General features: G+C 70.6%; 20 protein-coding genes. 9 read left to right on the plus strand and 11 right to left on the minus strand.

Annotation, left to right across the window (positions count from 1 at the left end; translation table 11 throughout):
• Entirely contained in the window at positions 1-1,173 is a 1,173-nt protein-coding gene (locus tag LCHO_RS10625; RefSeq protein ID WP_012347146.1) for an isovaleryl-CoA dehydrogenase, read from the minus strand.
• A gap of 178 nt (positions 1,174-1,351) precedes the next feature.
• Between LCHO_RS10625 and LCHO_RS10630 the strand changes: the two genes are divergently transcribed.
• Positions 1,352-2,056 carry a TetR/AcrR family transcriptional regulator gene (locus tag LCHO_RS10630; RefSeq protein ID WP_012347147.1) on the plus strand — a complete coding sequence of 235 codons (705 nt, stop codon included), beginning with the start codon at positions 1,352-1,354 and terminating at the stop codon, positions 2,054-2,056.
• A gap of 81 nt (positions 2,057-2,137) precedes the next feature.
• Entirely contained in the window at positions 2,138-2,374 is a 237-nt protein-coding gene (locus LCHO_RS10635; protein ID WP_012347148.1) for a DUF2789 domain-containing protein, read from the plus strand.
• Positions 2,375-2,411: 37 nt separating this feature from the next.
• On the opposite strand, the gene LCHO_RS10640 is transcribed toward LCHO_RS10635, so the two are convergent.
• The 5 genes from LCHO_RS10640 to LCHO_RS10660 are packed head-to-tail and all read right to left on the minus strand — an operon-like array spanning position 2,412 to position 9,965.
• Positions 2,412-3,515: an acyltransferase family protein gene (locus LCHO_RS10640; RefSeq protein WP_012347149.1), complete on the minus strand. Its 1,104-nt coding sequence runs from the start codon at positions 3,513-3,515 to the stop codon at positions 2,412-2,414.
• Positions 3,512-7,249, minus strand: coding sequence for a hydantoinase B/oxoprolinase family protein (locus tag LCHO_RS10645; protein ID WP_012347150.1), 3,738 nt, complete (start codon positions 7,247-7,249; stop codon positions 3,512-3,514). The genes LCHO_RS10640 and LCHO_RS10645 overlap by 4 nt, the downstream gene beginning before the upstream one ends.
• A gap of 18 nt (positions 7,250-7,267) precedes the next feature.
• A complete protein-coding gene (locus LCHO_RS10650) occupies positions 7,268-8,446 on the minus strand; it encodes a 50S ribosomal protein L11 methyltransferase (RefSeq protein WP_012347151.1) in 1,179 nt (392 codons plus the stop codon).
• Positions 8,424-8,864: a hypothetical protein gene (locus LCHO_RS10655; RefSeq protein ID WP_012347152.1), complete on the minus strand. Its 441-nt coding sequence runs from the start codon at positions 8,862-8,864 to the stop codon at positions 8,424-8,426. Before LCHO_RS10655 ends, LCHO_RS10650 begins: the two co-directional genes overlap by 23 nt.
• Before the next feature lie 60 nt (positions 8,865-8,924).
• Positions 8,925-9,965, minus strand: a complete 1,041-nt coding sequence (locus LCHO_RS10660; RefSeq protein WP_050757335.1) for a tRNA dihydrouridine synthase — start codon at positions 9,963-9,965, stop codon at positions 8,925-8,927.
• A gap of 168 nt (positions 9,966-10,133) precedes the next feature.
• Between LCHO_RS10660 and LCHO_RS22115 the strand changes: the two genes are divergently transcribed.
• Positions 10,134-10,640, plus strand: a complete 507-nt coding sequence (locus tag LCHO_RS22115; RefSeq protein WP_012347154.1) for a hypothetical protein — start codon at positions 10,134-10,136, stop codon at positions 10,638-10,640.
• Positions 10,641-10,680: 40 nt separating this feature from the next.
• Here LCHO_RS22115 and LCHO_RS10670 read toward each other — a convergent pair whose 3' ends face one another.
• Together LCHO_RS10670 and LCHO_RS22120 are read right to left on the minus strand one after the other, a co-directional pair.
• Positions 10,681-11,292: a DUF924 family protein gene (locus LCHO_RS10670; protein ID WP_012347155.1), complete on the minus strand. Its 612-nt coding sequence runs from the start codon at positions 11,290-11,292 to the stop codon at positions 10,681-10,683.
• Between the two features lie 95 nt (positions 11,293-11,387).
• Positions 11,388-14,378 carry an FAD-dependent oxidoreductase gene (locus LCHO_RS22120; protein ID WP_012347156.1) on the minus strand — a complete coding sequence of 997 codons (2,991 nt, stop codon included), beginning with the start codon at positions 14,376-14,378 and terminating at the stop codon, positions 11,388-11,390.
• Between the two features lie 311 nt (positions 14,379-14,689).
• On the opposite strand from LCHO_RS22120, the gene LCHO_RS10680 reads away from it, so the two are divergent.
• From LCHO_RS10680 to LCHO_RS10690, 3 genes are read left to right on the plus strand one after another with little or no spacing between them, the layout of a single operon-like run.
• On the plus strand, positions 14,690-15,421 hold the full coding sequence (locus tag LCHO_RS10680; RefSeq protein ID WP_012347157.1) for a DUF2589 domain-containing protein: 732 nt from the start codon (positions 14,690-14,692) through the stop codon (positions 15,419-15,421).
• A 9-nt stretch (positions 15,422-15,430) separates the two neighbouring features.
• Positions 15,431-16,240, plus strand: coding sequence for a hypothetical protein (locus LCHO_RS10685; protein ID WP_012347158.1), 810 nt, complete (start codon positions 15,431-15,433; stop codon positions 16,238-16,240).
• Positions 16,241-16,243: 3 nt separating this feature from the next.
• Complete coding sequence (locus tag LCHO_RS10690; RefSeq protein WP_012347159.1) at positions 16,244-16,933, plus strand: hypothetical protein; 690 nt, start codon at positions 16,244-16,246, stop codon at positions 16,931-16,933.
• A 34-nt stretch (positions 16,934-16,967) separates the two neighbouring features.
• On the opposite strand, the gene LCHO_RS10695 is transcribed toward LCHO_RS10690, so the two are convergent.
• The 3 genes from LCHO_RS10695 to LCHO_RS10705 all read right to left on the minus strand — a co-directional run bounded on the left by LCHO_RS10695 (position 16,968) and on the right by LCHO_RS10705 (position 21,949).
• Positions 16,968-19,400 (minus strand): YgiQ family radical SAM protein, encoded by a 2,433-nt coding sequence (locus LCHO_RS10695; protein WP_012347160.1) that lies wholly within the window; start codon positions 19,398-19,400, stop codon positions 16,968-16,970.
• Positions 19,401-19,570: 170 nt separating this feature from the next.
• On the minus strand, positions 19,571-19,789 hold the full coding sequence (locus tag LCHO_RS10700) for a hypothetical protein (RefSeq protein WP_012347161.1): 219 nt from the start codon (positions 19,787-19,789) through the stop codon (positions 19,571-19,573).
• A gap of 267 nt (positions 19,790-20,056) precedes the next feature.
• Positions 20,057-21,949 carry an ABC transporter ATP-binding protein gene (locus LCHO_RS10705; RefSeq protein ID WP_012347162.1) on the minus strand — a complete coding sequence of 631 codons (1,893 nt, stop codon included), beginning with the start codon at positions 21,947-21,949 and terminating at the stop codon, positions 20,057-20,059.
• Between the two features lie 170 nt (positions 21,950-22,119).
• Here LCHO_RS10705 and LCHO_RS10710 point away from each other — a divergent pair, with 170 nt between their 5' ends.
• From LCHO_RS10710 to LCHO_RS10720, 3 genes are all read left to right on the plus strand, one after another.
• Positions 22,120-23,139, plus strand: coding sequence for an amino acid ABC transporter substrate-binding protein (locus LCHO_RS10710; RefSeq protein WP_012347163.1), 1,020 nt, complete (start codon positions 22,120-22,122; stop codon positions 23,137-23,139).
• Positions 23,140-23,167: 28 nt separating this feature from the next.
• Positions 23,168-24,199, plus strand: a complete 1,032-nt coding sequence (locus LCHO_RS10715; RefSeq protein ID WP_012347164.1) for an amino acid ABC transporter permease — start codon at positions 23,168-23,170, stop codon at positions 24,197-24,199.
• 160 nt (positions 24,200-24,359) lie between these two features.
• On the plus strand, positions 24,360-25,460 hold the full coding sequence (locus LCHO_RS10720; RefSeq protein ID WP_012347165.1) for an amino acid ABC transporter permease: 1,101 nt from the start codon (positions 24,360-24,362) through the stop codon (positions 25,458-25,460).
• The last annotated feature ends 69 nt before the right edge of the window (positions 25,461-25,529 follow it).

The following is a 25,529-nucleotide window of genomic DNA, read 5'->3' on the forward strand; positions in this document are numbered from 1 at the left end:
TCAGCAGGTCTCGGCGAAGAGTTCGCGGCCGATCAGCATGCGGCGGATCTCCGACGTGCCGGCGCCGATCTCGTAGAGCTTGGCGTCGCGCCACAGGCGGCCGACCGGGTATTCATTCGTGTAGCCGACGCCGCCGAGCGCCTGGATCGCCTCGCCGGCCATCCAGGTCGCCTTCTCGGCGGTGTAGAGGATCACGCCGGCGGCGTCCTTGCGCAGCGTGCGGCTGTGGTCGCCGCGGTCGCAGGCCTGCGCCACCGCGTAGGCGTAGGCGCGGCAGGCCTGGAAGGTGCTGTACATGTCGGCCAGCTTGCCCTGCATCAGCTGGAACTCGCCGATCGACTGGCCGAACTGCTTGCGCTCGTGCACGAAGGGCACGACCGCATCCATGCAGGCCGCCATGATGCCCAGCGGCCCGCCCGAGAGCACCACGCGCTCGTAGTCCAGGCCCGACATCAGCACCTTGGCGCCGTTGCCCTCGCCGCCGAGCACGTTTTCGGCCGGCACTTCGCAGTCCTCGAAGAACAGCGGGTAGGTGTTGGAGCCGCGCATGCCGAGCTTGTCGAGATGGGTGCCGTGGCTGAAGCCCTTGAAGCCCTTCTCGATGATGAACGCCGTCATGCCGCGTGCGCCCATCTGCGGCTCGGTCTTGGCGTAGACCACCAGCGTGTCGGCGTCGCCGCCGTTGGTGATCCACATCTTGCTGCCGTTGAGCACGTAGCGGTCGCCGCGCTTGTCGGCACGCAGCTTCATGCTGACGACGTCGGAGCCGGCGTTGGGCTCGCTCATCGCCAGCGCGCCGACGTGTTCGCCGCTGATCAGCCGGGGCAGGTAACGCGCCTTCTGCGCGGCCGTGCCGTTGCGGTTGATCTGGTTGATGCACAGGTTGCTGTGCGCGCCGTAGCTCAGGCCCACGGAGGCGCTGGCGCGGCTGACCTCTTCCATCGCCACCATGTGGGCGACGTAGCCCATGCCGGTGCCGCCGTCTTCCTCGGGCACCGTCAGGCCGTGCACGCCCAGGTCGCCGAGCTTCATCCACATGTCGGCCGGGAACTGGTTGGCGCGGTCGATGTCGGCTGCGCGCGGCGCGATCTCGTTTTGCGCGAAGTCGCGCACGGCCTCGCGCAGGGCGGCGATGTCGTCGCCGAGCGGGAAGGTGAAGGTGGACTCGAACATCGGCTGTCTCCTGATGGCCCGGCGGGTCGAGCCCGTCCTGAGCATTGATGAGCTTTACTCAATACAAACCCTGACGGGTCTTGAACCGGCAGCGCGATCCGCATCACGGCGGCGCGACGAGCGCCAATCTAACAGCACATGGATCGCCTTACAAGCATTTTTGAGTGATACTCAATTCATGCAGAACGACAGCCCCGCAACCACCACCCGCCGCCAGCCCGCCAGCGCCAAGAGCGAGCAGCGCATCCGCGACATCCTGCGGATCGCTCGCGAGGTGTTCGCCGAGAAGGGCTACGAACGCGCCACCACCACCGAGATCGCGCAACGCCTGGGTATCAGCGAGGCGACCGTGTTCACCTACTTCCGCGGCAAGCGCGAGCTGTGCGTGCGTGTCATCAGCGACTGGTACGACGAGATCATCCAGGCCATGGAGACCGGCCTGCGGCGCGATCAGCCGGTGCGCGCGCAGCTGCAGTTCCTGATCCGCACGCACCTGCATCTGTTCCTGATCCAGGGCACCGGGCTGTGCGCGCTGGTGCTGTCGGAGGGGCGATCGAAGGGTCAGGAGCTGGGCGAGAGCTTCCTGCCGCTGCAGCGCCGCTACACCGCGCCGCTGATGGACCTGCTGGCGCGCGGCCAGGCCAGCGGCGAGATCCGCCAGGACGTGCCGCTGCGCCTGATGCGCGCGATGGTGCTCGGCCCGATGGAGCACCTGCTGTGGGAGGTGGTGGCGCAGGACAAGCCGACCGACATCGACGCGGTCTCGCACGACCTGGTGGCGCTGCTGTGGTCGGCCCTGCAGGCACCCGATGCCGAACGGGCCGCGCTGCGCCGCCTGCAGCGCGAGGTGGCCGATGCGCTGCAGCGCGCCGGTGGCGCCTGAGTTGATCCGGCCGGTGACAAGGGCAGCGTCGGCGTGGTATCAATCACGCTGTCGCCGATCGCTGTCTAGGAGTTTCACGCCATGGAATCATCCAGCCACACCCTGAGCCAGCTGTTCGCCCAGCTCGGACTGCCCGACGATCACGCGTCGATCGAACGTTTCATCACCGTGCACGGGCCGCTGCCGGGCGGGGTCGATCTGGCCGAGGCGCCGTTCTGGAGCCCCGCGCAAGCCGCGCTGCTGTGCAGCGAGCGTGCCAAGGACGCCGACTGGGTCGAGCTGATCGACACCCTCGACACGCTGATGCGCAGGCACTGACCGGCTTGGGCCCGCGGGCACGCCGTGCCCGGGCCGCTCAGGCCCGACGGATCAGCGGGTGCGCCAGCGGCTGAGCCGCGCGCCGCGCCGGTGGCTCGACCCAGCGGTGCAGGGCCTGCCCGGCCGCCAGGCTGGCCAGCCAGGTGCCGACCAGGCCGAGCAGGTTGAGTTCGAGCGAATCCGGCGCCAGCGCGGTCACCCCGGCCGCCACCAGCAGGCTGATCGGGTAATGCGCCAGGAACACGCCGTAGGAGATGCGCGACAGGCGCACCACCAGCGGCTGCAGCCGGGTGCGGTCGAGCCAGCCGCGGCCCAGGTTGAACGCCAGTGCCAGCGCCACCACCCCGGCCAGCGCGATGCGGCTGCGCCACTCCAGCCACAGGGCGAGCAGCACCAGCACCGCCATCAGCGTCTGCCAGGCCAGGCGCTGCGAGCGGCCGGGCGCCTGCACCGCCCAGTGCGCCAGCACGCCCAGGCCGTAGGAGCCGAAGAAATACGGCGCCCACATGTCCGCATCCGGCAGCCGATTGATCCACAGCAGCGAGGCCGCCACCAGGCCCGCGACCAGCACCACCGCCGCGGCAGCCAGCCACGCGCCACGCAGGCGGCTGGCGCCGAGCAGCGCCGCAAGCCCCGCCAGCAGCGCGAACAGCTGCAGATCGATCGCCACGTACCAGATGCCGGCGCTCAACGCGTCCTGGCCGACGATGTCCTGCAGCATCAGCGCGTTGGCCAGCAGTTGCGGCCAGCTCGGCGCGGCAGGCGTGTCGGCATCGACCATCAGCGTGCGCGCCACCCAGGCACCCAGCACGGCCAGCAGCAGCGTCACCAGGTAGGGCCGCGCCAGCCTCCGGTAGCGCTGCCACAGCAGCGACGGCAGACGCCCCAGGCCGACTTGCCCGGCAGCACCCGGGCTGGGCATCAGGCCGCGAGCGGCCAGGAAGCCGCCCATCACCAGGAACACCTGCACCGCCAGCCGCGCCGGATCGGCCAGCCAGGCGAACAGCTCGGGCGCCAGCGGATCGACCTGCTTGCGCATCGGCCCGTAGATCATCAGGTGGTGCCAGACGATCAACTGCGAGGCGATCGCCTTGGCCCAGTCGATCAGGGGCACGGGGGAGTGGCGGTTCGGGCTCGTCATGTTGCCGGGTCATTCAGGCCGCGGCCGAAGCCACCACCGCCGGGCGTCTCGATCACGAACACGTCGCCGACGCCCACCTCGACCGCGCCGATGTGGCCGAGCGGCTCGACGCGGCCATCGGCGCGTTCGATGCGGTTGGCGCCCACCTGCCCGGCCGAGCCCCCGGCCAGGCCGAACGCACCCTGCGTGCGGCCGTTGCTGAGGATGCCCGCGCTCATCGGCTCGAGGAAACGGATGCGCCGCGTGCCGCCGTCGCCACCGCGCCAAGACCCGGCGCCGCCCGATCCGGTGCGGATCGCGTACGACTCCAGCCGCACCGGGAAGCGCCATTCGAGCACCTCGGGGTCGGTCAGGCGCGAGTTGGTCATGTGGGTCTGGACCACGCTGGTGCCGTCGAAACCGCCGACCAGCGCACCCTGCGCATCGAACAGCCCGCCGGCACCCGAGCCGCCGGAGATCGTCTCGTAATACTGGTGGCGTGCATTGCCGAAGGTGAAGTTGTTCATCGTGCACTGCGCCGCCGCCATCACGCCGAGCGCGCCGTAGAGCGCGTTGGTGACGCAGGTCGAGGTCTCGACATTGCCGGCCACCACCGCAGCCGGCGGGTTCGGGTTGAGCATGCAGCCCGCGGGCACGATCACCTGCAAGGGTTTGAGGCAGCCGGCGTTGAGCGGGATCTGGTCGTCGACCAGGGTACGGAACACGTACAGCACGGCCGCCAGCGTGACCGCCTTGGGCGCGTTGAAGTTGTTGGGCAACTGCGCGCTGGTGCCGCTGAAATCGATCACCGCGCTGCGCTCGGCGGCGTCGACGCTGACCTGCACCCGCACCACCGCGCCGTTGTCCAGCGGCAGCTCGAAGCGGCCGGTGCCGAGGCCGCCCTGCTGCAGCGCACCGATGGCGCGGCGCACGCAGGCCTCGGCGTTGTCCTGCACATGCCGCATGTAGGCCGCCACGGTGGCGCGGCCGTATTGCGCCACCATCGACTGCAGCTCCTGCACGCCCTTCTGGTTGGCGGCGATCTGCGCGCGCAGGTCGGCCAGGTTCTGCTGCGGATTGCGCGCCGGCCACGGGCCGCCGGCCAGCAGCGCCAGCAGTTCGGCCTCGCGCAGCACGCCGCTGCGGGCGAGCAGGAAGTTGTCGATCAGCACGCCTTCATCGGCGATGGTGGTCGAGAACGGCGGCATCGAGCCGGGGCTGATGCCGCCGATGTCGGCGTGGTGGCCGCGCGAGGCGACGTAGAAAGCGGGCCGGTCATCCCCGTCGAGCCACACCGGCGTGACCACGGTGACATCGGGCAGGTGCGTGCCGCCGTGGTACGGGTCGTTGAGCGCGTAGACGTCGCCCGGCCGCAGCGCCGGGTTGCGCTCGATCACGCTGCGGATCGCCTCGCCCATCGAGCCCAGGTGCACCGGCATGTGCGGCGCGTTGGCGATCAGGGCGCCGTCGGCGTCGAACAGCGCGCACGAAAAATCCAGCCGCTCCTTGATGTTGACCGAGTGCGCGGTGTTCTGCAGCCGCTGGCCCATCTGCTCGGCGATCGCCATGAAGAGCTGGTTGAAGACCTCCAGCAGCACCGGATCGACCGCCGTGCCCAGCGCCTGGCGCGAGGCGCGTGGCAGCACGCGCTGCAGCTCCAGCACGCCGGCCGCGTCGAGCGTCGCCTGCCAGCCGGGCTCGACCACGGTGGTGGCGTTGCGGTCGGCCACGATCGCCGGGCCGGTGAGCGTGGCGCCCGGGCGCAGATCGGCACCGAGGTAGAGCTGCGCCGCGCACCAGCCCGGCGTGCCGTCGCTCGCCTCGGTGTAGACCGACACGGCGCTGTGCGCGGTCGGCACATGGGGCACGGCGACAGCCTCGGGCGCAGCCGCCGGCAGGCCCTGGCCGGGCGCGGCGACTTCGACCGCCACCGCCTCGATCAGCAGCGGCCTGCCCGGCATCAGGAAGGCGAAACGCTGGCGGTAGGCGGCCTCGAAATCGAGCCGCAGCGCGTCGAGCGACGCGGCGTCGGACGCCGCATCCAGGGCCGCAACCTGTGCCCACGTCAGCGCCAACGCGGTGTCGGTGCCCTGATAGCGCAGCCGCAACTGCCAGCGCATGCGCAGGCCGTCGCTCGCCACGCCTTGCGTCGTCAGCTCGGCGGCGGCGGCGCTCTGCAGATCGAGCAACCGCGCCCGGGCCGCCGCCAGTCCGGCCGCATCGAACGCCATTTCGAGCGAGGCCTCGCGCAGCGCCAGCTGATCGGCCAACCCCATGCCGTAGGCGCTCAGCACACCCGCGAGCGGATGGATGCAGACCCGCTGCATGCCCAGCGCATCGGCCACCGCGCAGGCGTGCTGGCCACCGGCGCCGCCGAAACACTGCAGCGTGTAGCGCGTGACGTCGTGCCCCTTGGCCACCGAGATGCGCTTGATCGCGTTGGCCATGCTCGCCACCGCGATCTGTAGCGCGCCGGCCGCGACCTGCTCGGGCGTGGTCGGCCGGCCGCTGGCTCGCGTCACTTGTTCAGCCAGATCGGCAAAACCGGCCCGCGCGGCGGCGGGGTCGAGCGGCTGGTCGGCGTCGGGCCCGAACACGCGCGGGAAAAACGCCGGCGCGATCTTGCCCAGCAGCAGGTTGGCGTCGGTGACGGCCAGCGGCCCGCCGCGCCGGTAGCAGGCCGGCCCGGGATCGGCGCCCGCGCTGTGCGGCCCCACGCGCAGCCGCGCGCCGTCGAAATGGATCACCGAGCCGCCGCCCGCGGCGACGGTGTGGATCGCCATCATCGGCGCGCGGATGCGCACGCCGGCCACCTGGGTCTCGAAGACGCGCTCGAACTGGGCGTCGCCGCCCTCGCCCGCCGCGGCGCTGAAATGCGACACATCGGTCGACGTGCCGCCCATGTCGAAGCCGATCACCTGCCGGTGCCCGGCGGCGAGCGCCGTGCGCACCATGCCGACGATGCCGCCGGCCGGGCCCGACAGCACGGCGTCCTTGCCATGAAAGGCCTGCGCCTGCGCCAACCCGCCCGAGCTCTGCATGAAGAACAGCCGCACGCCCGGCATCTGCGCGGCCACCCGGTCGACGTAGCGGCGCAGGATCGGCGACAGGTAGGCGTCGACCACCGTGGTGTCGCCGCGCGAGACCAGCTTCATCAGCGGGCTGACCTCGTGCGACACCGACACCTGCGTGTAGCCGATCGCGCGCGCCAGCTCGGCCGCGGCGGCCTCGTGGGCGGTGTGGCGCCAGCCGTGCATGAAGACGATCGCGCAGGCGCGCAGGCCGGTGTCGAAGGCCTGCTGCAGTTGGGCGCGCAGGGCATCGGGATCGAACGGGGTGACGACGGTGCCGTCGGCGCCGATGCGCTCGTCGGCCTCGATCACCGTCTCGTAAAGCAGTTCGGGCAGCACGATCCGGCGCTCGAACAGCTGCGGGCGTGCCTGCCAGGCGATGCGCAGCGCGTCGCGGAAACCGCGTGTCGTCACCAGCAGCGTGCGCTCGCCCTTGCGCTCCAGCAGCGCGTTGGTCGCCACCGTGGTGCCCATCTTGACGCAGGCCACACGCTGCGGCGTGATCGGTTCGCCGGGGCGCAGGCCCAGCAGCCGGCGGATGCCCTCGACCGCCGCGTCGGCGTACTGGCCGGGGTTCTCGCTCAGCAGCTTGAGGGGGTGCAGGCGGTCGTCGGCGTCGCAGCCGATCACGTCGGTGAAGGTGCCGCCGCGGTCGATCCAGAACTGCCAGGCGGCGTCGCTCATCTCACCCGCTCCAAGAACTCAGACGGCGCCCAGCCGCCACAGCGACGTCAGCTCGGCGGCGCGGGCGGCGTGCAGCGGGTCGCTGGAGTCGGCCGCCTTGGGGTGGCGCGGGCGGATGTCGAGGCGGTCGATCACGCGCAGGCCGGCGGCGTCGAACCAGCTGGTCAGGGTTTCGCGGGTGCGCAGGCCCAGGTGCTCGGCCAGGTCGGACAGGATCAGCCAGCCCTCGCCGCCGGGCGCCAGGTGCGCGGCCAGGCCGCTCAGGAAACCGCGCAGCATGCGGCTGTCGGGGTCGTAGATGGCGTGTTCGAGCGCCGAACTCGGTTTGCCCGGCAGCCACGGCGGATTGCAGACCACCAGCGGCGCGCGGCCGCTCGGGAACAGGTCGGTCTTGAGCAGTTCGACCCGGGCGGTGCAGCCGAGCCGGGCCAGGTTGTCGGCGGCACAGGCCAGCGCACGCGGGTCGGTGTCGGTGGCGACCACGTGTTCGACACCCCGGCGCACCAGCAGCGCGGCCAGCACGCCGGTGCCGGTGCCGATGTCGAAGGCCAGGGTCTCGGACGGCAGCGGTGCCTGCGCCACCAGGTCGACGTATTCGCCGCGCACCGGCGAGAACACGCCGTAGTGCGGGTGGATGCGCCCCTTCAGCGCCGCGATCTCGACGCCCTTCTTGCGCCACTCGTGCGCGCCGACCAGCCCGAGCAGCTCGCGCAGCGACACCACCGACGGCTGGCCACCGGCCGCGCCCCAGGCCTCGCCCAGCGCCGCGTGCAGGTCGGGCGCACGCCGCAGCGGGATCGCGTGATCGGCGTCGACCGGGATCAGCACCGCGCCCAGCAGCCGCGCGCGCTGCGCCTGCGCCATGCGGTGCAGGTGGAAGGCCTCGGTGATCGACGCCGGCGTGTGCGCCTTGTGCGGCTTGCGGTCGACGCGCCGGGCGAGCGCCTGCAGCAGCAGGCGGGCGTTGTGGAAATCGCCGCGCCACAGCAGCACCGTGCCGCCGCTGGCCAGGCGCCAGGCGGTGTCGGCGTTGATGCGGTCGTCGGCCAGCACCACCTTGTGCGGCACCGCCCCGCCGCTCTCGCAGCGCCAGAGTGCCTGCTGCGGCTGCCCGCCTTCGTCCCAGCGGATCAAGGGGGCGGGCGCATTCGGGGTCAAGGTCAAGGTCGATGTCTCAGTTGGGGGCGGAGGCGGCATCGTCGCTGCGGCGCGCCTTGAATTCACGTCGGGCCGCCTTGGCGGCGGCGCTGGCTGCGGCGCCGACGGTCTGGGCGCCTTCCCTGGTGGCTTTCCAGGCGCCCTGGGCGCGGGTGGAGGCGGCCTCGCCGACCTCGCGGGAGGTGCGCGAGACCGCGCCGCCCACCTCGCGGGCGCCACCGGCGATCGCCGAGGCGGCTTCCTTGGCGCCCTTGGCGATCGCGCCGCCGGTCTCGCGGGCGCGTTCGGCCAGCTCGCCGGTGATCGAGCCCGAGGCCGCGCTCGACGGCGATTCGGCCGCCGTCACCGCTGCGCCGCCGGCGTCGGCCGCGCGGGCGGTGGTGGTGATGCACAGCGCCGCGACGGCAAGCAGCGCGCAGGCCAGGATCCTGGCGGGCAACAGATCGGTCTTCGACATCGCGCAAAACTCCACGGTACGGCAAGGGGTGCGCATGATGGTAACGACCGGCCGCACGCGTCAAGCCGCCGTTGCGAGCTGTTGTAACAACGGCCGCTCGGCGCCCGGACCGGCCTGCGGCACGGCCGGCGTGGCGTGTGCATCGCCCCAGCCGCGCTGCAGGCAGGCCTCGACGACGGTCGGATCGCTGAGGGTGCGCAGCTCGGCAAAGGCCAGTTCGGCGCCCGGATGGACGCGGCGCAGGAAGTTGAGCCACTGCTTGACCCGCCCGATGCGGTCGCGCGAGCTCATGCGCGGCGCGTTCAGCGCCCAGAACAGCTGCAGCAGCCGTTGCAGGTCGGCCCACGGCACGCCGGTCTGCGTCGCATCGTCGACCGGTCGGCCGCGGGCGATGATCGCCAGCGCCAGGCCCGGGTCGGCCACCATGCCGCGGCCGAGCATCAGGTCGTCGCAGCCGCTTTCGCGGCGGCAGCGCAGCGCGTCGTCGGCATTCCAGATCTCGCCGTTGGCGACCACCGGCACCGGCACGGCGGCGCGCACCTCGGCCACCTTGGCCCACCAGGCCGGCGGGCGATAACCCTGCGCCTTGGTGCGCGCGTGCACCACCAGCTCGGCGGCACCGCCGTCCACCAGGGCCTGGGCGCAGTCGACCGCGTGTTCGTCATGGTCGTAACCGAGCCGCATCTTGGCCGACACCGGCAGGTGCGCCGGCACCGCGCGCCGCACCGCCGCGACGATCGCCGCCAGCCGCTGCGGCTCGCGCAGCAGCGCCGCGCCGCCGCCGTGGCGGTTCACCACCTGGGCCGGGCAGCCGAAGTTCAGGTCGACCCCTTCGGCGCCCATCTGCGCCAGCCGGGCGGCGTTGTCGGCCAGGCAGGCGGCGTCGGACCCCATCAGCTGCGGCCGCACCGGCACGCCCGACGGCGTGCGGCAACCGTGTTCGAGCTCCGGCACGATGCGCAAGAACACGCGCTCGGGCAGCAGCGTGCCGGTGACACGGATGAACTCCGACACGCAGCGGTCGACGCCGCCCACACGCGTCAGGATGTCGCGCAACGGCGCGTCGAGCAGCCCCTCCATGGGCGCGAGCAATAACCTCATGGGCCGGATTGTCCCGCAGCGCCCCGGCCGACCCGATCGAACGGACGAACGGACGCCAGCCGCGGCGACAGGGCGACACGCTTGCTCACCAAGCGACAAGCCGATCGGGCGGCGACGCGCCCACCCGGCGCTAAAGTGGCCGGCACCGCCTCGAACCAAGCCACCGCGATGCCACACCGCCTGCCCCACCCGTCTCGCCGCATCGCCCGCACGACCCGCCGGTGGGCCGTCAGCACCGTCATCGGCTTCGGCCTGGGTCTGTCACTGGCCGCTTGCGCCGCCGCCAGCGGCGCCGATCCGGCAGCGCCGCAGCCCCGCGCCGCGCCGCAGCCGGCGCTGTCGAAAGCGGCCGAACTGCAGACCGCCATCCGGATCGAGATCGGCCAGCCGCGCTGCACCGCCGACAGCCAGTGCCGCAGCCTGCCGGTCGGTCACAAGGCCTGCGGCGGCCCGGAAGGCCATCTGGCCTGGTCGACCGCCGTCAGCGACGAGACGCGGCTGCTGGCGCTGGCGCGTGAACAATCCGAGCTGCGCCGCCAGGAGGTCGAGGCGCGCGGCCTGATGTCGAACTGCCAGGTTCAGGCCGACCCCGGCGCGGTCTGCCGGCAAGGGCTGTGCGTGCTGGCCCCAGCCGGTGCGGCCGGGGCATCCGGCGGCGCCAACCCGGCGCGCTGACGCTGGCACGGGCCGGGCACTCGCAGGACACGCCGGGCGCTCAGAACCCCGAACCGGGCTGCTTCAGGAACTCGATCTCGTCGGCCGTGCTGACACGCCCGAGGATCGGGTTGCGATGCGGGAAGCGACCGAAGCGCGCCACGATGTCGTGATGGCGCCGGGCCCAGTCGAGCAGGCCGGCGAGGCCGGGTTCGTCGCGCCCGAGCTGCTCGAACAGCGCCATCGAACAGTGCTGCGCCACCATCGACTCGGCATGCTCGAACGGCAGGTAGACGAACTGGCGCTGCACGCCGCTGAGCCTGCGGTCGGCGCCGCGCTTGACCAGCCGGGTGGCCGCCTCGAGTGCCAGGCTGTCGCCGGCAAAGGCGCGCGGGGTGCCACGGAACAGGTTGCGAGGGAACTGGTCGAGCACGATGATCTCGGCCAGCGCCGAGCCGGTCTCGTCGGCCCAGGACATCAGTTCACCGGCCAGGCCGCTCTCGATCAGCGGGCCGAAACGCGTGCCGATCAGGGCGTCGAAGGCGGCGTCCTTCTCGAACCACTGGCGCCGGGGCTGCAGATGGCCGGGATCGCCGGGTGGGCCGAACCAGAAATCGAGCACCGCCTGCGCCTCGGCCGGGCGCCCGGGTGACGCGAGTGAATCTGCAGACATCGCCGGCCTCCTGGCCCGTCAGGAACACGCCGCCAGTGTGCCCGCGTCGCGGCCGGCCTGCAGAACAGCCCCGAAACGGAAAATCGAGGCGTTGTTCAGCCGACACGCCGAACCGCGGTCGGCGCCCCCCGGGTCGGCGCCACCCGGGCCTGGGCCACCTCGGCCGGCTGCAGCAGCCAGCGGTGGCCGGCGAGCAACGACTGCAGCGAGGCCAGGCTGGCACGGCGCTTGACCGCATCGAGCAGCTCGTCGCCGATCTCGTGCGCGCCGACGATCACGACGCCGATCAGGCGGTCGCCCCCGGCGTGTTCCTCGACCACCAGCTTGCAGTAGCCAGGCCCGGCGTCGGCCTCGTCGGGTTCGTCACCGGCCAGCGAACCGGCGCACAGCAGCTCGCTCTGGCCGGCCCCGCCGGCACCGGCCGCACCGGCGCTGCGCACCTCGATGCCACGCAGCTTGAGCGCCGTCACCGGCTGGATCGATTCGAAGCGGGCGGCCAGCCCGAGCGCGCTGCGCGCCGCCACCTCGCCCTGCGCGACGGCGATCGCCCACAGGCCGAACTGTTCGCCCTCGAACTCGGCCACGTCGCCGGCCGCGTAGACGTGTTCGGCGCTGGTGCGCATCTGCGCGTCCACCGTGATGCCGCGGCCGGTGGCCAGGCCGGCGGCGTGCGCCAGCGTCAGCTCGGCGCGGGTGCCGGCGCACACCACCAGCAGTTCGGTGGGCAGCTCGCGGCCGTCCTCGAGCCGGATGGCGCTGATGCGGCCCGCGCTGCGCACCACCCGGCGCAGCTTGGCGTTGCCGACCAGCTCGATGCCCTGGCCGCTCAGGTGCGCGACCACCAACTCGCTGGCCGCGCGGTCGATCTGGCGATCGAGCACCTGCTCGTTCAGGCTCAGCACCTGCACGCCCAGGCCCAGCTGCCGCAAGGACGCCGCGGCCTCCAGCCCGAGCAGGCCGGCGCCGACCACCACCGCGTGGCGCGCGCCGTGGCGCTGCACGAAGGCGCGGATCGCCATCGCGTCGTTGGCCTGGCGCAGCAGGAAGGAGCCGGCGATGCCGAAACCCTCCACCGGCGGCATCCAGGCCTGGCTGCCGTTGGCCAGGATGAGGCGGTCGTAGCCGAGCGTCTCGCCGGTCGCCAGCTGCACCTGGCGGCCGGTGGTGTCGACGTCGGTGGCGCGGGTGTTGAGCCAGTGCGTGATGCGCTGTTCGGCGTACCAGGCGTCGGGCTTCAGGCCCATGCCCTGCATGCCCGAGCGCTGGTTGATCAGCGCGCTGACCGCCATGCGGTTGTAGGGCAGGTAACGCTCGCGGGCGATCAGGTGGATCTCGCAATCCGGGTGATGGCGGCGCACGTGCTCGGCCGCGGTCAGGCCGGCCACGCCGTTGCCGACGATGACGACGCTGCGGATCGAGCGGTCGTGCCTGGCTACCACCGGCGCCACGACCGACGCCACGACCGACACGGCCGCCGGTGCGGCGTGGCGTGTGGGCGCAGGCGCAGCGCCGGGCGCATCGACGGCATGCGGCTTGAGCTCGACCGTGACGGTACCGGCATTGCGTACCCGCGCCATGCAGGCCATGCGGGTGTTCGACGCGTGGCCCAGGCGGGCCAGCGTCGCGCGCTCGGTGTCGCCGATCGGGCCCAGGCAATCGGCGCCGCCGGTGATCGCGATGGGGTCGCCGCCACAGGCGCCGGCGCGGCAGCCGGCCTGGATCGCCGCGCCGCAGCCCTCGAGGGTGTCGAGCAGGCTGGCGCCCTTTTTCAGCGGCACGCAGCGGCCCTCGGGCTCGATGCGCAGTTCGGGGCGCGAACCGGCCTTGGGTGCCGCAGCGGCCGGGGGGCGTGCCACGGCATCGGCCGGCGCTGCCTCGAGCGGCGCCAGCGCGCCGGGCTGGGTGTCGCCACCCTGGATGCGCGCCGAGTTGGCGGCCGGCGCGTCCGATGCCACCGGCTCGACATCGACCCGGCGCGGCACGATGTTGCGGTGCAGGCGCACGGTCTCGACCACCACCGGCGCGAGATGGATCTCGCCGCCCTGGCCACGGCGCACCTGCTCGTTCAGGAACAGTCGCTCGGCCTGGATCGACCGTGCGATCCACACCAGGCTGGCGATCACCACGGCGGCGCGCACGGCGCCGACCAGCGTCAGGTCGATCGGCGCGCCCAGCTGCTGCAGCGTGTTGAGCACGATCGGCGCCGCGAACCAGTAGTAGACATTGATCGCCAGCGCCGCGAACACCACCGGCAGGCGGTTGCGGGTCGACTTCAGCAGCAGGTCGAGCAGCGTGAACACGGTCAGGCTGCTGGCCATGTAGAGCAGCATCTGCAGCACCACCGCGCCGGCGCCGATCTGCGCGGTGCCGGGCACCAGGTAGAAGCCCAGGATCAGGCCCGGAAACAGGCCGGCGAAGAAGCGCCGGAAGTCGCGGTAGCTCGGGTCGGCGTCGTACTGGTCAGCAAGATACGCCGAGCCGGGGTTGAAGTCGTAGCAGTTCTTGGCGCAGCCCACGCACGGCTCGCACTGGGTGTTGGCGATCTTCAGGAACGGGGTCTGGCCGTAGAGACGCTGCACCGGCAGCAGCGGGCAGATGCTGCTGCACCAGCCGCTCTTGCCCTTGAAGACGATGCCGCCGGCAAACGCCATCACCATCGCGCCGACGATCAGGGCGGCGGTGGCGACACCGCTGGTGTTGAACATCAGCTTGCGCGCCAGGATCGCGGCGATGAACAGGCCGATACCGATCGGAAACGCCGCGCCGGTGGCGAGCGTCTTCTGGTTGATCTTCTTGATCAGCCCGAGCCGGCGCGGCGCCTGGTTGCTGCTGGCCAGCGGGCAGACGTTGCGCCAGATGCCCGGCGTCAGCATGAACACCAGCGGCAGCACCGGCACGATCAGGCCCCAGAACAGCGGCAGGCCCTGCTCGGGCCGCAGCGCCAGCAGGCCGGCCACGGCCAGCGCGCCGAGCACGCTGCACAGCCGCAGCAGCCGCCAGGCCCAGCCGGGCAGGTAGCTGTTCATCTGCATGAAATTCGGAAACGGCTGCCATGCGGCGGCACCAGCCCCGGTCGGGTTCGACATCGTCAGACTCCTTGAATGATCTGCCGACGCCTCTCATGCACAAGCCGTGCGCCAGCTACTTGCTGCGCACCTTAAGCGGTTGTTAATGTTTCAAGGGTGTGGGATCGGAGCAAGCGGTAAGCGGGGTGACACGGTGATGCGAAGGGTTGGCGCGCTGTCACACATCGCGCCGGGAAACCGGCCGCCGACACAAAGCGATTCGAGTGGGTGACGACCGCGCCTGCGGGACGTGCGCCCAGTTTCCGGTTGACGCGCAGGCCGAAACCGCAAAAACTGATCAACCCTCCACCCCATTTGAGCGAGCGAACGTCATGGCAACCCAGAAAACCGCCCGTCCGACGACCCCGTCACTGGCCCCTGCGATCAAGAAGACCGCCGCACCCGCCGCGAAGAAGGCCGCCGCCTCGGGCGCGACGGACGCGGCGAACCTGGCCAGCGCCGCCCGCGTCACGCAGTCGGCCGGCCAGCTGGCCGCGCGGGCTGCCAGCCGCGCGCTGCCGGCCGCGCCCAGCCTGACCTCCGAACTCAACAACATCGACTTCCAGAAGATGATCGGCGGCCCGCTGCAGGCGGCCGTCGACGCGCAGGTGAAATCGTCGCTGGCCACGGTCGAGTTCATCAACGCGGTGGGGTTCACGACCGCCCCCCAGACCCAGAAGCGCGAGCTGGTGATGGTCGACTTCTCGCACACCAAGAAGGACGTCGACGACACGGGCGCCGCCAAGGTCACCGACGTCAACGTCAAGGTGCCGCTGCTGGCGATGCTGCAGATCCCCAGCCTGCGCATCGAGCACGTCATCATCGACTTCAACGTCAAGCTCAACTCGGTGCAGACCAGCAGCGTGTCCGACAAGCTGGGCATCGACGCCAGTGCCAGTGGCGGCTGGGGGCCGGTGAACTTCAAGGTCTCGGCGTCATATCAGCGCCAGTCGAGCAGCGGGGTCGAGGTGAAGAAGGAGTACGCGCTCAACGTCAACGTCAAGGCGGTGCAGGACGAGATCCCGGCCGGGCTCGAGAAGATCCTCGGCATGCTGTCCGCCTGAGGCCCGGCCATGCCCGAAGTCACCCTCGCCGACTACACCGGCTACATCCTGCTGGAGCTCACCAAGGCGCGCGAGATGGCCGACGCCTACTCGCGCGAGGTGGCCGAGCGCTACCGCAACGACCCGGTGCTGCAGCATTTCTCGACCCCGCGGTTCAAGATCCCGAAGATGGAGCTGACGATTCCGGTGCTGATCTCGGGCGCCCGGTATTCGCAGGTGATCGACTTCGTGATGCCGATCCGCGATTTCGAGAAACTGGTGCTGAGCGCCGTCAACGACGTGGTGCGCACGGTCAACCTGTCGAACGCGCCGGTGGTGTCGGTGGTGGCGCCGATCAAGCTCGACATGGGCACGGTGTTCGCACCGGCCAGCCTGGTGGTGCGCGGCAAGCGGGCCAGTCGGGAGCTGGGTGTCGACAACTCGCTGCGGGCCTCGATCGAGGCCTTCTTCATCGCGCTGGCCGAGCACGAGGACCTCAGCCAGCCCGACAGCCTGATCGAGTTCCACTGGCGCAACATCTTTTCGCAGGCCCTCAAGACCGCCAAGCTGATGGACGCCTACACCCGCGCCAACCCGAGCGACGCGCTGTTCCACAAGTCGCTGGCCAGCCTCGCCGCGCCGATCAAGTCGGCCATCGTGGTGAGCAAGACGACGATCTCCAACCTGCTGGTCAGCCCGGAGACCAACAACGTCAAGAACGGCAGCAACGAGTCGTCGGTGTTCACGATCAAGGCCGAGGTGCTGGAGGAAGGTTTCTTCATCAAGTCGATCCGCGACGACATGACCGGCGAAGTGCGGCAGGTCGTCGAGTTCGAGTGAGCCATGCTGCCCTTCGTGCACGCCCGCCTGGCCCGCTACCGGGGCCTGATCGAGGCTTCCAACCTGCTGGCCGGCCGGGCCTTGCGGCAGGAACTGCAACTGGCCGAGAGCGTCGTCGCGCACCTGCACCACTGTGCGCAGGCCTACCAGTCGCTCGGCCAGTCGGCCGTCGAGAGCCGGATGCTGAACCTGGCGCTCGACATCCACGCCGCCCGCCACGTCAGCGCCCGCCGGGCCGCCCAGGACGGCGGTCCGCGTCCGCGTGAACTGGAGCGTGCCGCGGTGGTCGCCGCCATCCAGGCCAGTGCCGCGCAGCTTCAGGCCGACCTGCAGCACGACCGCCAGCTGATCGCCACGGCCCGCGAGATGCTGTCACCGATCACGCTGGCGGCCTTGCAGAAGCAGCTGCTGCGGCCCAGGCGCGGGCGCATCGGCCATGCCGTCGCCGATGCCCAGGCGCTGTGGCGCAGCGTGGCGGCCGACGACGACCTGCGCCTGCCCTGCCAGCGGGTGGGGATGGCGGTGAGCGTCTACGACGTGCAGCTGATTCTGCAGGAGCTGCTCGAGGCGCTGGATGCGGCCAGGCCGCAGCGACCGACCACCGGCAGGCGGGAGGCGATCGACGCGGGCCAGGCGGAATCAGGCTCGGCCAGGCGCCGCCCGGCAGCGGACGCGGGCGACGAGCCGGGCTGAGCCGGGCCGATGGCCGGCCCGGCCCGATCTCGGCTCAGCCGCCCTTCTTGCGGCCGCCGGTCTTGGCCGAGGGGCCCGGCCGCGGCCCGGCCGGGGCGGCCGGCGGCCGGGCGCCCGGCACGATGATCGGCGAGCTGACGCGCGGGCCGGCCTTGCGCGGCGCGCCGGTCTCACGCGGCGGCAAGCCGGTGTGCTGGGTCAGGATGCGGCCCTTGGGCGGCGCGGATCCACCGGCTCGGGCGGCCGGCTTGTTGGGCGCGGCCTTGACCCCCGTGGCGGTCGAGTTCTTGCGCCGCGCGCTCTCGTAGCTGCCGTCGGTGGCGGGCTGCCAGGTCGGGATCAGGTGCTGCTTGCCGTTGCCGATCAGGTCGGCGCGGCCCATCGCCTGCAGCGCCTCGCGCAGCAGCGGCCAGTTGTTGGCGTCGTGGTAGCGCAGGAAGGCCTTGTGCAGCCGGCGGCGCTTGTCGCCACGCACGATGTCGACCGTCTCGCTGCTGCGCGTGACCTTGCCGAGCGGGTTCTTGCCCGAGTGGTACATCGCGGTGGCGGTGGCCATCGGGCTCGGGTAGAAGGTCTGCACCTGGTCGGCCCGGAAGCCGTTGTGCTTGAGCCAGACCGCCAGGTTCATCATGTCCTCGTCGCGCGTGCCCGGGTGGGCGGCGATGAAGTACGGGATCAGGTACTGCTTCTTGCCGGCCTCGGCGCTGTACTTCTCGAACAGCTGCTTGAAGCGGTCGTAGCTGCCGATGCCGGGTTTCATCATCTTGGACAGCGGCCCGTCCTCGGTGTGTTCGGGCGCGATCTTCAGGTAGCCGCCGACGTGGTGCTGCACCAGCTCCTTGATGTACTCGGGCGAGCGGATCGCCAGGTCGTAGCGCAGCCCCGAGCCGATCAGGATCTTCTTGATGCCCTTGAGCTGGCGGGCGCGCTGGTACATGTGGATCAGCGCGTCGTGGTCGGTGTTGAGGTTCTGGCAGATGCCCGGGTAGACGCAGCTCGGCTTGCGGCACGCGGCCTCGATCTCCGGGCTCTTGCAGCCCAGGCGGTACATGTTGGCCGTCGGCCCGCCCAGGTCGGAGACCACGCCGGTGAAGCCTTTCACCTTGTCGCGGATGTCCTCGATCTCCTTGATGACCGAGTCCTCGCTGCGGCTCTGGATGATGCGGCCCTCGTGTTCGGTGATCGAGCAGAAGGTGCAGCCGCCGAAGCAGCCGCGCATGATGTTGACGCTGAAGCGGATCATCTCCCAGGCCGGGATCTTGGTCGCGCCGTCATGGCCGCCGTGTTCGTCGGCATAGGCCGGGTGCGGGCTGCGGGCGTACGGCAGGTCGAACACGTGGTCCATCTCGGGCGTGGACAGCGGGATCGGCGGCGGGTTGATCCAGACGTCGCGCGCGGTGTTGCCGTCGCCGTGGCGCTGCACCAGGGCGCGGGCGTTGCCGGGGTTGGTCTCGAGGTGCAGCACGCGGTTGGCGTGGGCGTACAGCACCGGGTCGCTGCGAACCTGCTCGTAGCTGGGCAGGCGGATCACGCTCTTGTCGCGCGGCGGCATCTTGATGCGGCCGGTGAGCTTGGGCGGGGCGACGAAGGTGATGGTCTTGTAGACCGATTCGGGGTCGGCGGCCGGGCCGGCTGCTGCCGGTGCGGCGGCGCCCTCCTCCTTCGAGCAGGTGCTGCCTTGCGCGGCCGCCTGTTCGGCGGTGGTCTGGTAGGGGTTGATGTGTTCGTCGACGCGACCGACCAGGTCGACCGAGCTGGAGTCGATCTCGAACCAGCCGGCGGCGTCCGGGTCGTCCGAGCGGCGCACGAAGGCGGTGCCGCGGATGTCGGTCATGCGGCGCACGTTCTCGCCCGCGGCCAGGCGGTGCGCCACCTCGATGATGGCGCGCTCGGCGTTGCCGTACAGCAGCAGGTCGCACTTGGCGTCGACCACCATCGAGCGGCGCACCTTGTCCTGCCAGTAGTCGTAATGCGCGATGCGGCGCAGCGAGGCCTCGATGCCGCCCATGATGATCGGCACTTCCGGGTAGGCCTCCTTGCAGCGCTGCGCGTAGACCAGCGAGGCGCGGTCCGGCCGCTTGCCGCCCAGGCCGCCCGGCGTGTAGGCGTCATCGCTGCGGATTTTTCGATCAGCCGTGTAGCGGTTGATCATCGAATCCATGTTGCCGGCGGCCACGCCGTAGAACAGGTTCGGTTTGCCGAGCGCCTTGAACGGGTCGGCGGTCTGCCAGTCGGGCTGGGCGATGATGCCGACGCGAAAACCCTGCGCCTCGAGCGTGCGGCCGATCACCGCCATGCCGAAGCTCGGGTGGTCGACGTAGGCGTCGCCGGTGACGATGACGATGTCGCAGCTGTCCCAGCCGAGGGCATCCATCTCGGCGCGGCTCATCGGCAGGAACGGCGCCGGCCCGAAGCGCTTGGCCCAGTGCGGGCGGTAGCCGGTCAGGGGCTTGTCGGCGCGGGGCACCGTGGGGGCAGCAGAGGCAACAGACGCAGCGGACACGGGCAAAACCAGTCGGACGAAGGGCCGCTATTGTCCGCGCTGGCCACTTCACGCGCCCGATGGCCTTGCAGAAGACCCGGAATCCGCAGGCCCGGCCGCGTTCGACGCGGCGCCGGTCTGCGCTCGGGTCGGATTCAGTGGAGTTCCGCCAGTTGCACGGCCGGGGTGGCGTACTCGCGCCCGACCATCGCCTGCGCCTGGTGGAAGTTGTGGCGGGCCCGGTCGCTGAGTTCGTCGACGCGGACACGGCCGTGGGCGTCACACGGAAAACTCAGGCCGCGGCCGCTGTGGAACAGCGACTGGAAGCGGATCTCGTAGCGGACATGGGCCGCGGTGCCGTCATGGGGAGTCATGTTGCGTACCTCCAAACCAACCATCGGGTGAACACACTGTGCGCCTGCGACGGCCGCCCGAAGCGGCAAAACGAAGTCGAAAGACAGGCCAGTTCGTGTCGGCTGCGAGCCAGTTTGCGTGCGCCGGACGGGCCGGCACATCCCCCGATCGAGGTAAGAGTCGGCCTCGGACTGCACGAAATTCCGACCTTGTTCACATCCGGCCGAAGACCGTTGCGACCCCGGTCCGGCAGGCCGTGATCGGGCCGCGTCAGCCGCGGTGATGGGTCACTTGGCGCCGACCAGCTCGGCCGCGATCGGCGGGCGGGTACCCGTGGCGGCCGGCTCGTCGTCATCGGCCCCCAGGAAACCGCCGCTCTGGTGCGCCCACAGCCGCGCGTACAGGCCGCCCATCGCCAGCAGGCTGCGGTGGTCGCCCTCCTCGACGATGCGGCCGCGGTCGAGCACGATCAGCCGGTCCATCGCCGCGATGGTCGACAGCCGGTGCGCGATCGCCACCACCGTCTTGCCCTCCATCAGCTGATACAGCGTGGTCTGGATGGCGGCCTCGACCTCGGAATCGAGCGCGCTGGTGGCCTCGTCGAGCAGCAGGATCGGCGCATCTTTCAGCATCACGCGGGCGATGGCGACGCGCTGGCGCTGCCCGCCCGAGAGCTTGACGCCGCGTTCGCCCACATGGGCGTCGTAGGCGGTGCGGCCCTTCGGATCGGTCAGCCCCTGCACGAACTCGTGCGCCTGGGCGCGTTTGGCGGCACTGATCATCTGCTCGTCGGTGGCGTCAGGACGGCCGTAGAGGATGTTGTCGCGCACCGAGCGGTGCAGCAGCGAGGTGTCCTGCGTCACCATGCCGACCTGCGCGCGCAGGCTGTCCTGCGTGACGTGCGCGATGTCCTGGCCGTCGATCAGCACCTGGCCCGAGCGCAGGTCGTAGAAGCGCAGCAGCAGGTTGACGATGGTCGACTTGCCGGCGCCCGAGCGCCCGACCAGGCCGATCTTCTCGCCCGGTCGGATGTGCAGGTTCAGACCCTCGACCACCGCCGCGCCGTTGCCGCCGTAGGCGAAATCGACGTTGTCGAAGCGGATCTCGCCGCGGCTGACCTGCAGCGGCTTCGCGTCGTCCCGGTCGGTCACGGCGTTCGGCCGCGACAGCGTCGCCAGCCCGTCCTGCACCGTGCCGATGTGCTCGAACAGCGACGCCACCTCCCACATCACCCAGTGCGAGATTCCGTTCAGGCGCAACGCCATCGCGGTGGCCGCGGCGACCGCGCCGATGCCGACCTGGCCCTGGCTCCACAGCCACAGCGCCGAACCCGCCGTGCCCAGGATGAACAGCATGCTCAGCGAGTGGATGCAGACCTCGAAACCGCTCACCAGCCGCATCTGTCCGTGCACCGTGCGCAGGAACTCCTGCATCGCCGAGCGCGCGTAACCGGCCTCGCGCTGGGCGTGCGAGAACAGCTTGACGGTGGTGATGTTGGTGTACGCGTCGGTGATGCGCCCGGTCATCAGCGAGCGCGCATCGGCCTGCGCCTTGGCCACCCGCGCCAGCCGCGGCACGAAGAAAACCACCACCACGATGTAGGCCGCCAGCCAGGCCGCGAACGGCAGCAGCATCCAGCGGTTGAAGTGGCCCACCACCGCGGTCATGGTGACGAAGTAGATGACCACGAACACCAGGATGTCGGTCACGATCAGGATCGCGTCGCGCACCGCCAGCGCCGACTGCATCACCTTGGCGGCCACCCGGCCGGCCAATTCGTCCTGATAGAACGACATGCTCTGCGCCAGCATCATGCGGTGGAAGTTCCAGCGCAGGCGCATCGGGAAGTTGCCCGACAGCGTCTGGTGCTTGAGCAGCGTCTGCAGCATCACGACCAGCGGGCTGGCCGCGATCACGCCCACCAGCAGCAGCAACTGCCCCCCCGCATCGCTCCAGATCCGCGCTGGCGGGATCTGGCCCAGCCAGTCGACCACCTCGCCGAGCATCGCGAACAGCAGTGCCTCGAACGCGCCGATCAGCGCGGTGCAGATCGTCATGCCCAGGATGTAGCGCCGCGTGCCTTCGCTGCAGGCCCAGATGAAGGCGAAGAACCGCGGCGGTGGCGGCGTCGGCCGGGTGACGGGATAGGGGTCGACCAGCCGCTCGAAAGCTGCAAACAAGCAAGATCTCCTGTGTGGCATCGGGGGTGCCGAAGCCGCCGTATTCTGTCAGCGAACGATTGGCGGCCGGCATGCCCCTGCTGGCCGCACACGCCCGGCGGCGGCATGTCGGCCCGTCGAATCTCCGGCATCATCGCCCGCTGATCCGCAAGACCCTGAGGCTCCTCCCCATGAAACGACTGCATTCATCCGTTCTGGCGCTCGCCCTGCTGGCCGCCGCCCCGGCCTTTGCCGGCAAGACGCTCGACACCATCAAGCAGCGCGACCAGATCCTCGTCGGCGTCAGCACCGGCGTGGCGGGCTTCTCGGCCGCCGACAGCCAGGGCAAGTGGACCGGGCTCGACGTCGACGTCGGCCGCGCCATCGCCGCCGCCGTGCTGGGCGATGCCGACAAGGTCAAGTGGGTGCCGCTGGCCTCGCCGCAGCGCTTCACGGCGATCCAGTCGGGCGAGGTCGACGTGCTGTCGCGCAACACCACCTTCACGCTCACGCGCGATGCCTCGCTCGGCCTGCACCAGACGGCGGTGGTCTTCTACGACGGCCAGGGTTTCATGGTGCCGGCCAAGACCAAGGTCAAGAGCGCCAAGCAGTTGAAGGGCGCCACCGTCTGCGTGCAGTCGGGCACCACCACCGAGAAGAACCTGACCGACTTCTCGCGCGCCAACAAGCTCAACCTGAAGCCGGTCGTGTTCGACAAGCTCGACGCAGCCAACGCCGCCTACTTCTCGGGCCGCTGCCAGGCCTACACCACCGACGCATCGGGCCTGGCCTCGATCCGCTCGAAGGAAGCCAAGGACCCGAAGGACCACGTGATCCTGCCCGAGCTGATCTCGAAAGAGCCGCTCGGGCCGCTGGTGCGCCGCGGCGACGACGAATGGTTCGCGATCGTCAAGTGGGTGGTCTACGGCCTGATCGAAGCCGAGGAATCGGGCATCACGCAGGCCAACGTCGACCAGCTCAAGGCCGACAGCACCGACCCCGTCGTGCAGCGCCTGCTCGGCAAGACCGAAGACACCGGCAAGCTGCTCGGCCTGGACCGCGAGTGGCTGGCGCGCGCCATCAAGGCGGTGGGCAACTACGGCGAGATCTACGAGCGCAACGTCGGCGAGAAGACCCCCGTCGGCCTGCCGCGTGGCAAGAACGCGCTCTGGACCAACGGCGGCCTGCAGTACGCGATGCCGATCCGCTGACGTCGCCAGCCTCCGCCAATAGCTGCCGATGAGCGACGAGACCGCCGCGCCGCGCCGACCCCCTGCGCGGCGGCGCAGCTGGGCGTGGTCCAACCCGGCCACGCGTGGGCTGGTCTACCAGCTGCTGATGCTGGCGCTGGTGGCCGTGGTGGTGGGCTGGCTGGTGCACAACACGCTGGCCAACATGGCGCTGCGCGGCATCCGCAGCGGCTGGGATTTTTTGACCCAGACCGCCGGTTTCGACATCGGCGAGAGCCTGATTGCGTTCGAGTCGATCGACCCGTACTGGCGCGCGTTCCTGGTCGGCCTGCTCAACACGCTGCGGGTGGCGCTGATCGGCATCGTGCTGATCACGCTGCTGGGCACCGCGCTCGGCGTGGGGCGCTACTCGCGCAACGCGCTGGTGCGCGGGCTCTGTTATGGCTATGTCGAGCTGTTCCGCAACGTGCCGATCCTGGTCCAGCTCTTGATCTGGTACCTGCTGATGGTCGAGTTCCTGCCCGAGGCGATGGCGCCGCTCGATTGGGGCGGGCGGGTGTTTCTCAGCAAGTCGGGGCTGTCGCTGCCGTGGCTGGCGCACAGCGCCGAGGCGGGCTGGTCATGGAGCATTCCGGAGCCGGGCGCCTTTGTGCTCGAAGGTGGCGTGACGCTGTCGCCCGAGTTCCTCTCGGTGCTGCTGGGGCTGACCTTCTACACCTCGTCGTTCGTGGCCGAGGTGGTGCGCGCCGGCATCGCCAGCGTCCCGCGCGGCCAGACCGAAGCCGCGCACAGCATCGGCCTGAGCCGCGCCAAGACGCTGCGGCTGGTGGTGCTGCCGCAGGCGCTGCGGGTGATCATTCCGCCGCTCACCAACCAGTATCTGAACCTGACCAAGAACTCGTCGCTGGCGGTGGTGATCGGCTATCCGGACGTGGTCTCGATCGCCAACACCGCGCTCAACCAGACCGGCCGCGCGGTCGAATGCATCGCCATCATCATGGCCGTCTACCTGAGCACCTCGCTCGGCACCGCCGCGCTGATGAACGCGTACAACCGCCGCGTGGCGATCCGGGAGCGGTAGAGATGACAGCCCCCAGCTCGCTACGCTCGCAGCCATGCCGGCCGCGCCAAGCCGGTGGCTTGGCCCTTCGGCAGGCACAAGCCGTCCTCAGGACGCCTTGTGTCCGGCCTCAGCCCCCGAGGGGCGCGTCGGCTCCTTGGGGCGGCCCGGCGGAACCGACATGAGCCAGGCTTTTTCGCCCATCGCCGCGCGGCCGCCAACCCGGCGCTCCACCACGCCTTGGCGCTGGGCGCAACGCAACCTGTTCGCAGGTGTGCCGAGTTCCTTCGCCACGCTGCTGCTCATCGCCAGCTTCGCCTGGGCCTTGCCGCAGCTGTGGATCTGGGGCGTGTCGCACGCGGTCTGGTCCGGCAACGCCGAGGCCTGCCAGGCCGCGCGTGGCAGCGGCGCCTGCTGGGGCGTGATCACCGAAAAGCACCGGCTGGTGATCTTCGGCCGCTACCCGTACGACGCCCAATGGCGCCCGCTGATCGCCACGCTGGCGATGTTCACGATGCTCGTCATCAGCTGCGTGCGCCGTTGCTGGCGGCCCTGGCTGGTGCCGGCCTGGGCGGGCGTGCTGGCGGTTTTCTTCGTGCTTATGGGCGGCGGCTTCGGTCTCGCCAAGGTCGGCACCGACCAGTGGGGCGGCCTGCCGCTGACCGTGACGCTGGCCACGCTGTCGATCGTGCTGGCGTTTCCGATCGCGGTGGCGGTGGCGCTGGGCCGGCGCTCCAAGCTGCCGGCGATCCGCTCGCTGTGCACGCTCTACGTCGAGCTGATCCGCGGCGTGCCGCTGATCTCGGTGCTGTTCATGGCGAGTTTCATGTTCCCGCTGCTGATGCCCTCGGGCACCTCGCCCGACGTGCTGCTGCGCGTGCTGGTCGGCATCACGCTGTTCTCGGCCGCCTACATGGCCGAGATCGTGCGCGCCGGCCTGCAGGCCATCCCCGCCGGACAGCTCGAAGCGGCCGCCTCGGTCGGCCTGGGCTGGTGGCAGACCCAGCGCCTGGTGGTGCTGCCGCAGGCGCTGGCGGCGGTGGTGCCCTCGCTGATGAACAACTTCATCGCGATCTTCAAGGACACCTCGCTGATCACCGTGGTCAGCCTCTACGAACTCACCGGCTCGCTCGGCCTGGCGCTCAGCGGCGACCCGGTCTGGCGGCCGTTCAAGATCGAGGGCTACCTCTTCATCACCGCGATCTACTTCGTGATCTGCTTTGCGATGTCGCGCTACAGCCTGTGGGTCGAAGCCCAGCTCGGCCGCAGCCGCAACCGTTGAACCCCGTTCGCATGAACCACATCCATTCAACGCCTTTGCGGTGGGCCGAGCGCCGGGCCGCTCCCAAGC

The organism is Leptothrix cholodnii SP-6, from assembly GCF_000019785.1.
GTDB lineage: Bacteria > Pseudomonadota > Gammaproteobacteria > Burkholderiales > Burkholderiaceae_C > Sphaerotilus > Sphaerotilus cholodnii.

Excerpts from the sequence above, each read along its gene's own strand:
- LCHO_RS10700 (WP_012347161.1), bottom strand. The coding sequence starts at position 19,789 with ATGACTCCCCATGACGGCACCGCGGCCCATGTCCGCTACGAGATCCGC.
- LCHO_RS10645 (WP_012347150.1), bottom strand. The coding sequence starts at position 7,249 with ATGAGCGACGCCGCCTGGCAGTTCTGGATCGACCGCGGCGGCACCTTC.
- LCHO_RS10690 (WP_012347159.1), top strand. The coding sequence starts at position 16,244 with ATGCTGCCCTTCGTGCACGCCCGCCTGGCCCGCTACCGGGGCCTGATC.
- LCHO_RS10670 (WP_012347155.1), bottom strand. The coding sequence starts at position 11,292 with ATGTCTGCAGATTCACTCGCGTCACCCGGGCGCCCGGCCGAGGCGCAG.
- LCHO_RS10660 (WP_050757335.1), bottom strand. The coding sequence starts at position 9,965 with ATGAGGTTATTGCTCGCGCCCATGGAGGGGCTGCTCGACGCGCCGTTG.
- LCHO_RS10650 (WP_012347151.1), bottom strand. The coding sequence starts at position 8,446 with ATGCCGCCTCCGCCCCCAACTGAGACATCGACCTTGACCTTGACCCCG.
- LCHO_RS10625 (WP_012347146.1), bottom strand. The coding sequence starts at position 1,173 with ATGTTCGAGTCCACCTTCACCTTCCCGCTCGGCGACGACATCGCCGCC.
- LCHO_RS10655 (WP_012347152.1), bottom strand. The coding sequence starts at position 8,864 with ATGTCGAAGACCGATCTGTTGCCCGCCAGGATCCTGGCCTGCGCGCTG.
- LCHO_RS10680 (WP_012347157.1), top strand. The coding sequence starts at position 14,690 with ATGGCAACCCAGAAAACCGCCCGTCCGACGACCCCGTCACTGGCCCCT.
- LCHO_RS22120 (WP_012347156.1), bottom strand. The coding sequence starts at position 14,378 with ATGTCGAACCCGACCGGGGCTGGTGCCGCCGCATGGCAGCCGTTTCCG.
- LCHO_RS10635 (WP_012347148.1), top strand. The coding sequence starts at position 2,138 with ATGGAATCATCCAGCCACACCCTGAGCCAGCTGTTCGCCCAGCTCGGA.
- LCHO_RS10710 (WP_012347163.1), top strand. The coding sequence starts at position 22,120 with ATGAAACGACTGCATTCATCCGTTCTGGCGCTCGCCCTGCTGGCCGCC.
- LCHO_RS22115 (WP_012347154.1), top strand. The coding sequence starts at position 10,134 with ATGCCACACCGCCTGCCCCACCCGTCTCGCCGCATCGCCCGCACGACC.
- LCHO_RS10630 (WP_012347147.1), top strand. The coding sequence starts at position 1,352 with ATGCAGAACGACAGCCCCGCAACCACCACCCGCCGCCAGCCCGCCAGC.
- LCHO_RS10640 (WP_012347149.1), bottom strand. The coding sequence starts at position 3,515 with ATGACGAGCCCGAACCGCCACTCCCCCGTGCCCCTGATCGACTGGGCC.
- LCHO_RS10720 (WP_012347165.1), top strand. The coding sequence starts at position 24,360 with ATGAGCCAGGCTTTTTCGCCCATCGCCGCGCGGCCGCCAACCCGGCGC.
- LCHO_RS10685 (WP_012347158.1), top strand. The coding sequence starts at position 15,431 with ATGCCCGAAGTCACCCTCGCCGACTACACCGGCTACATCCTGCTGGAG.
- LCHO_RS10715 (WP_012347164.1), top strand. The coding sequence starts at position 23,168 with ATGAGCGACGAGACCGCCGCGCCGCGCCGACCCCCTGCGCGGCGGCGC.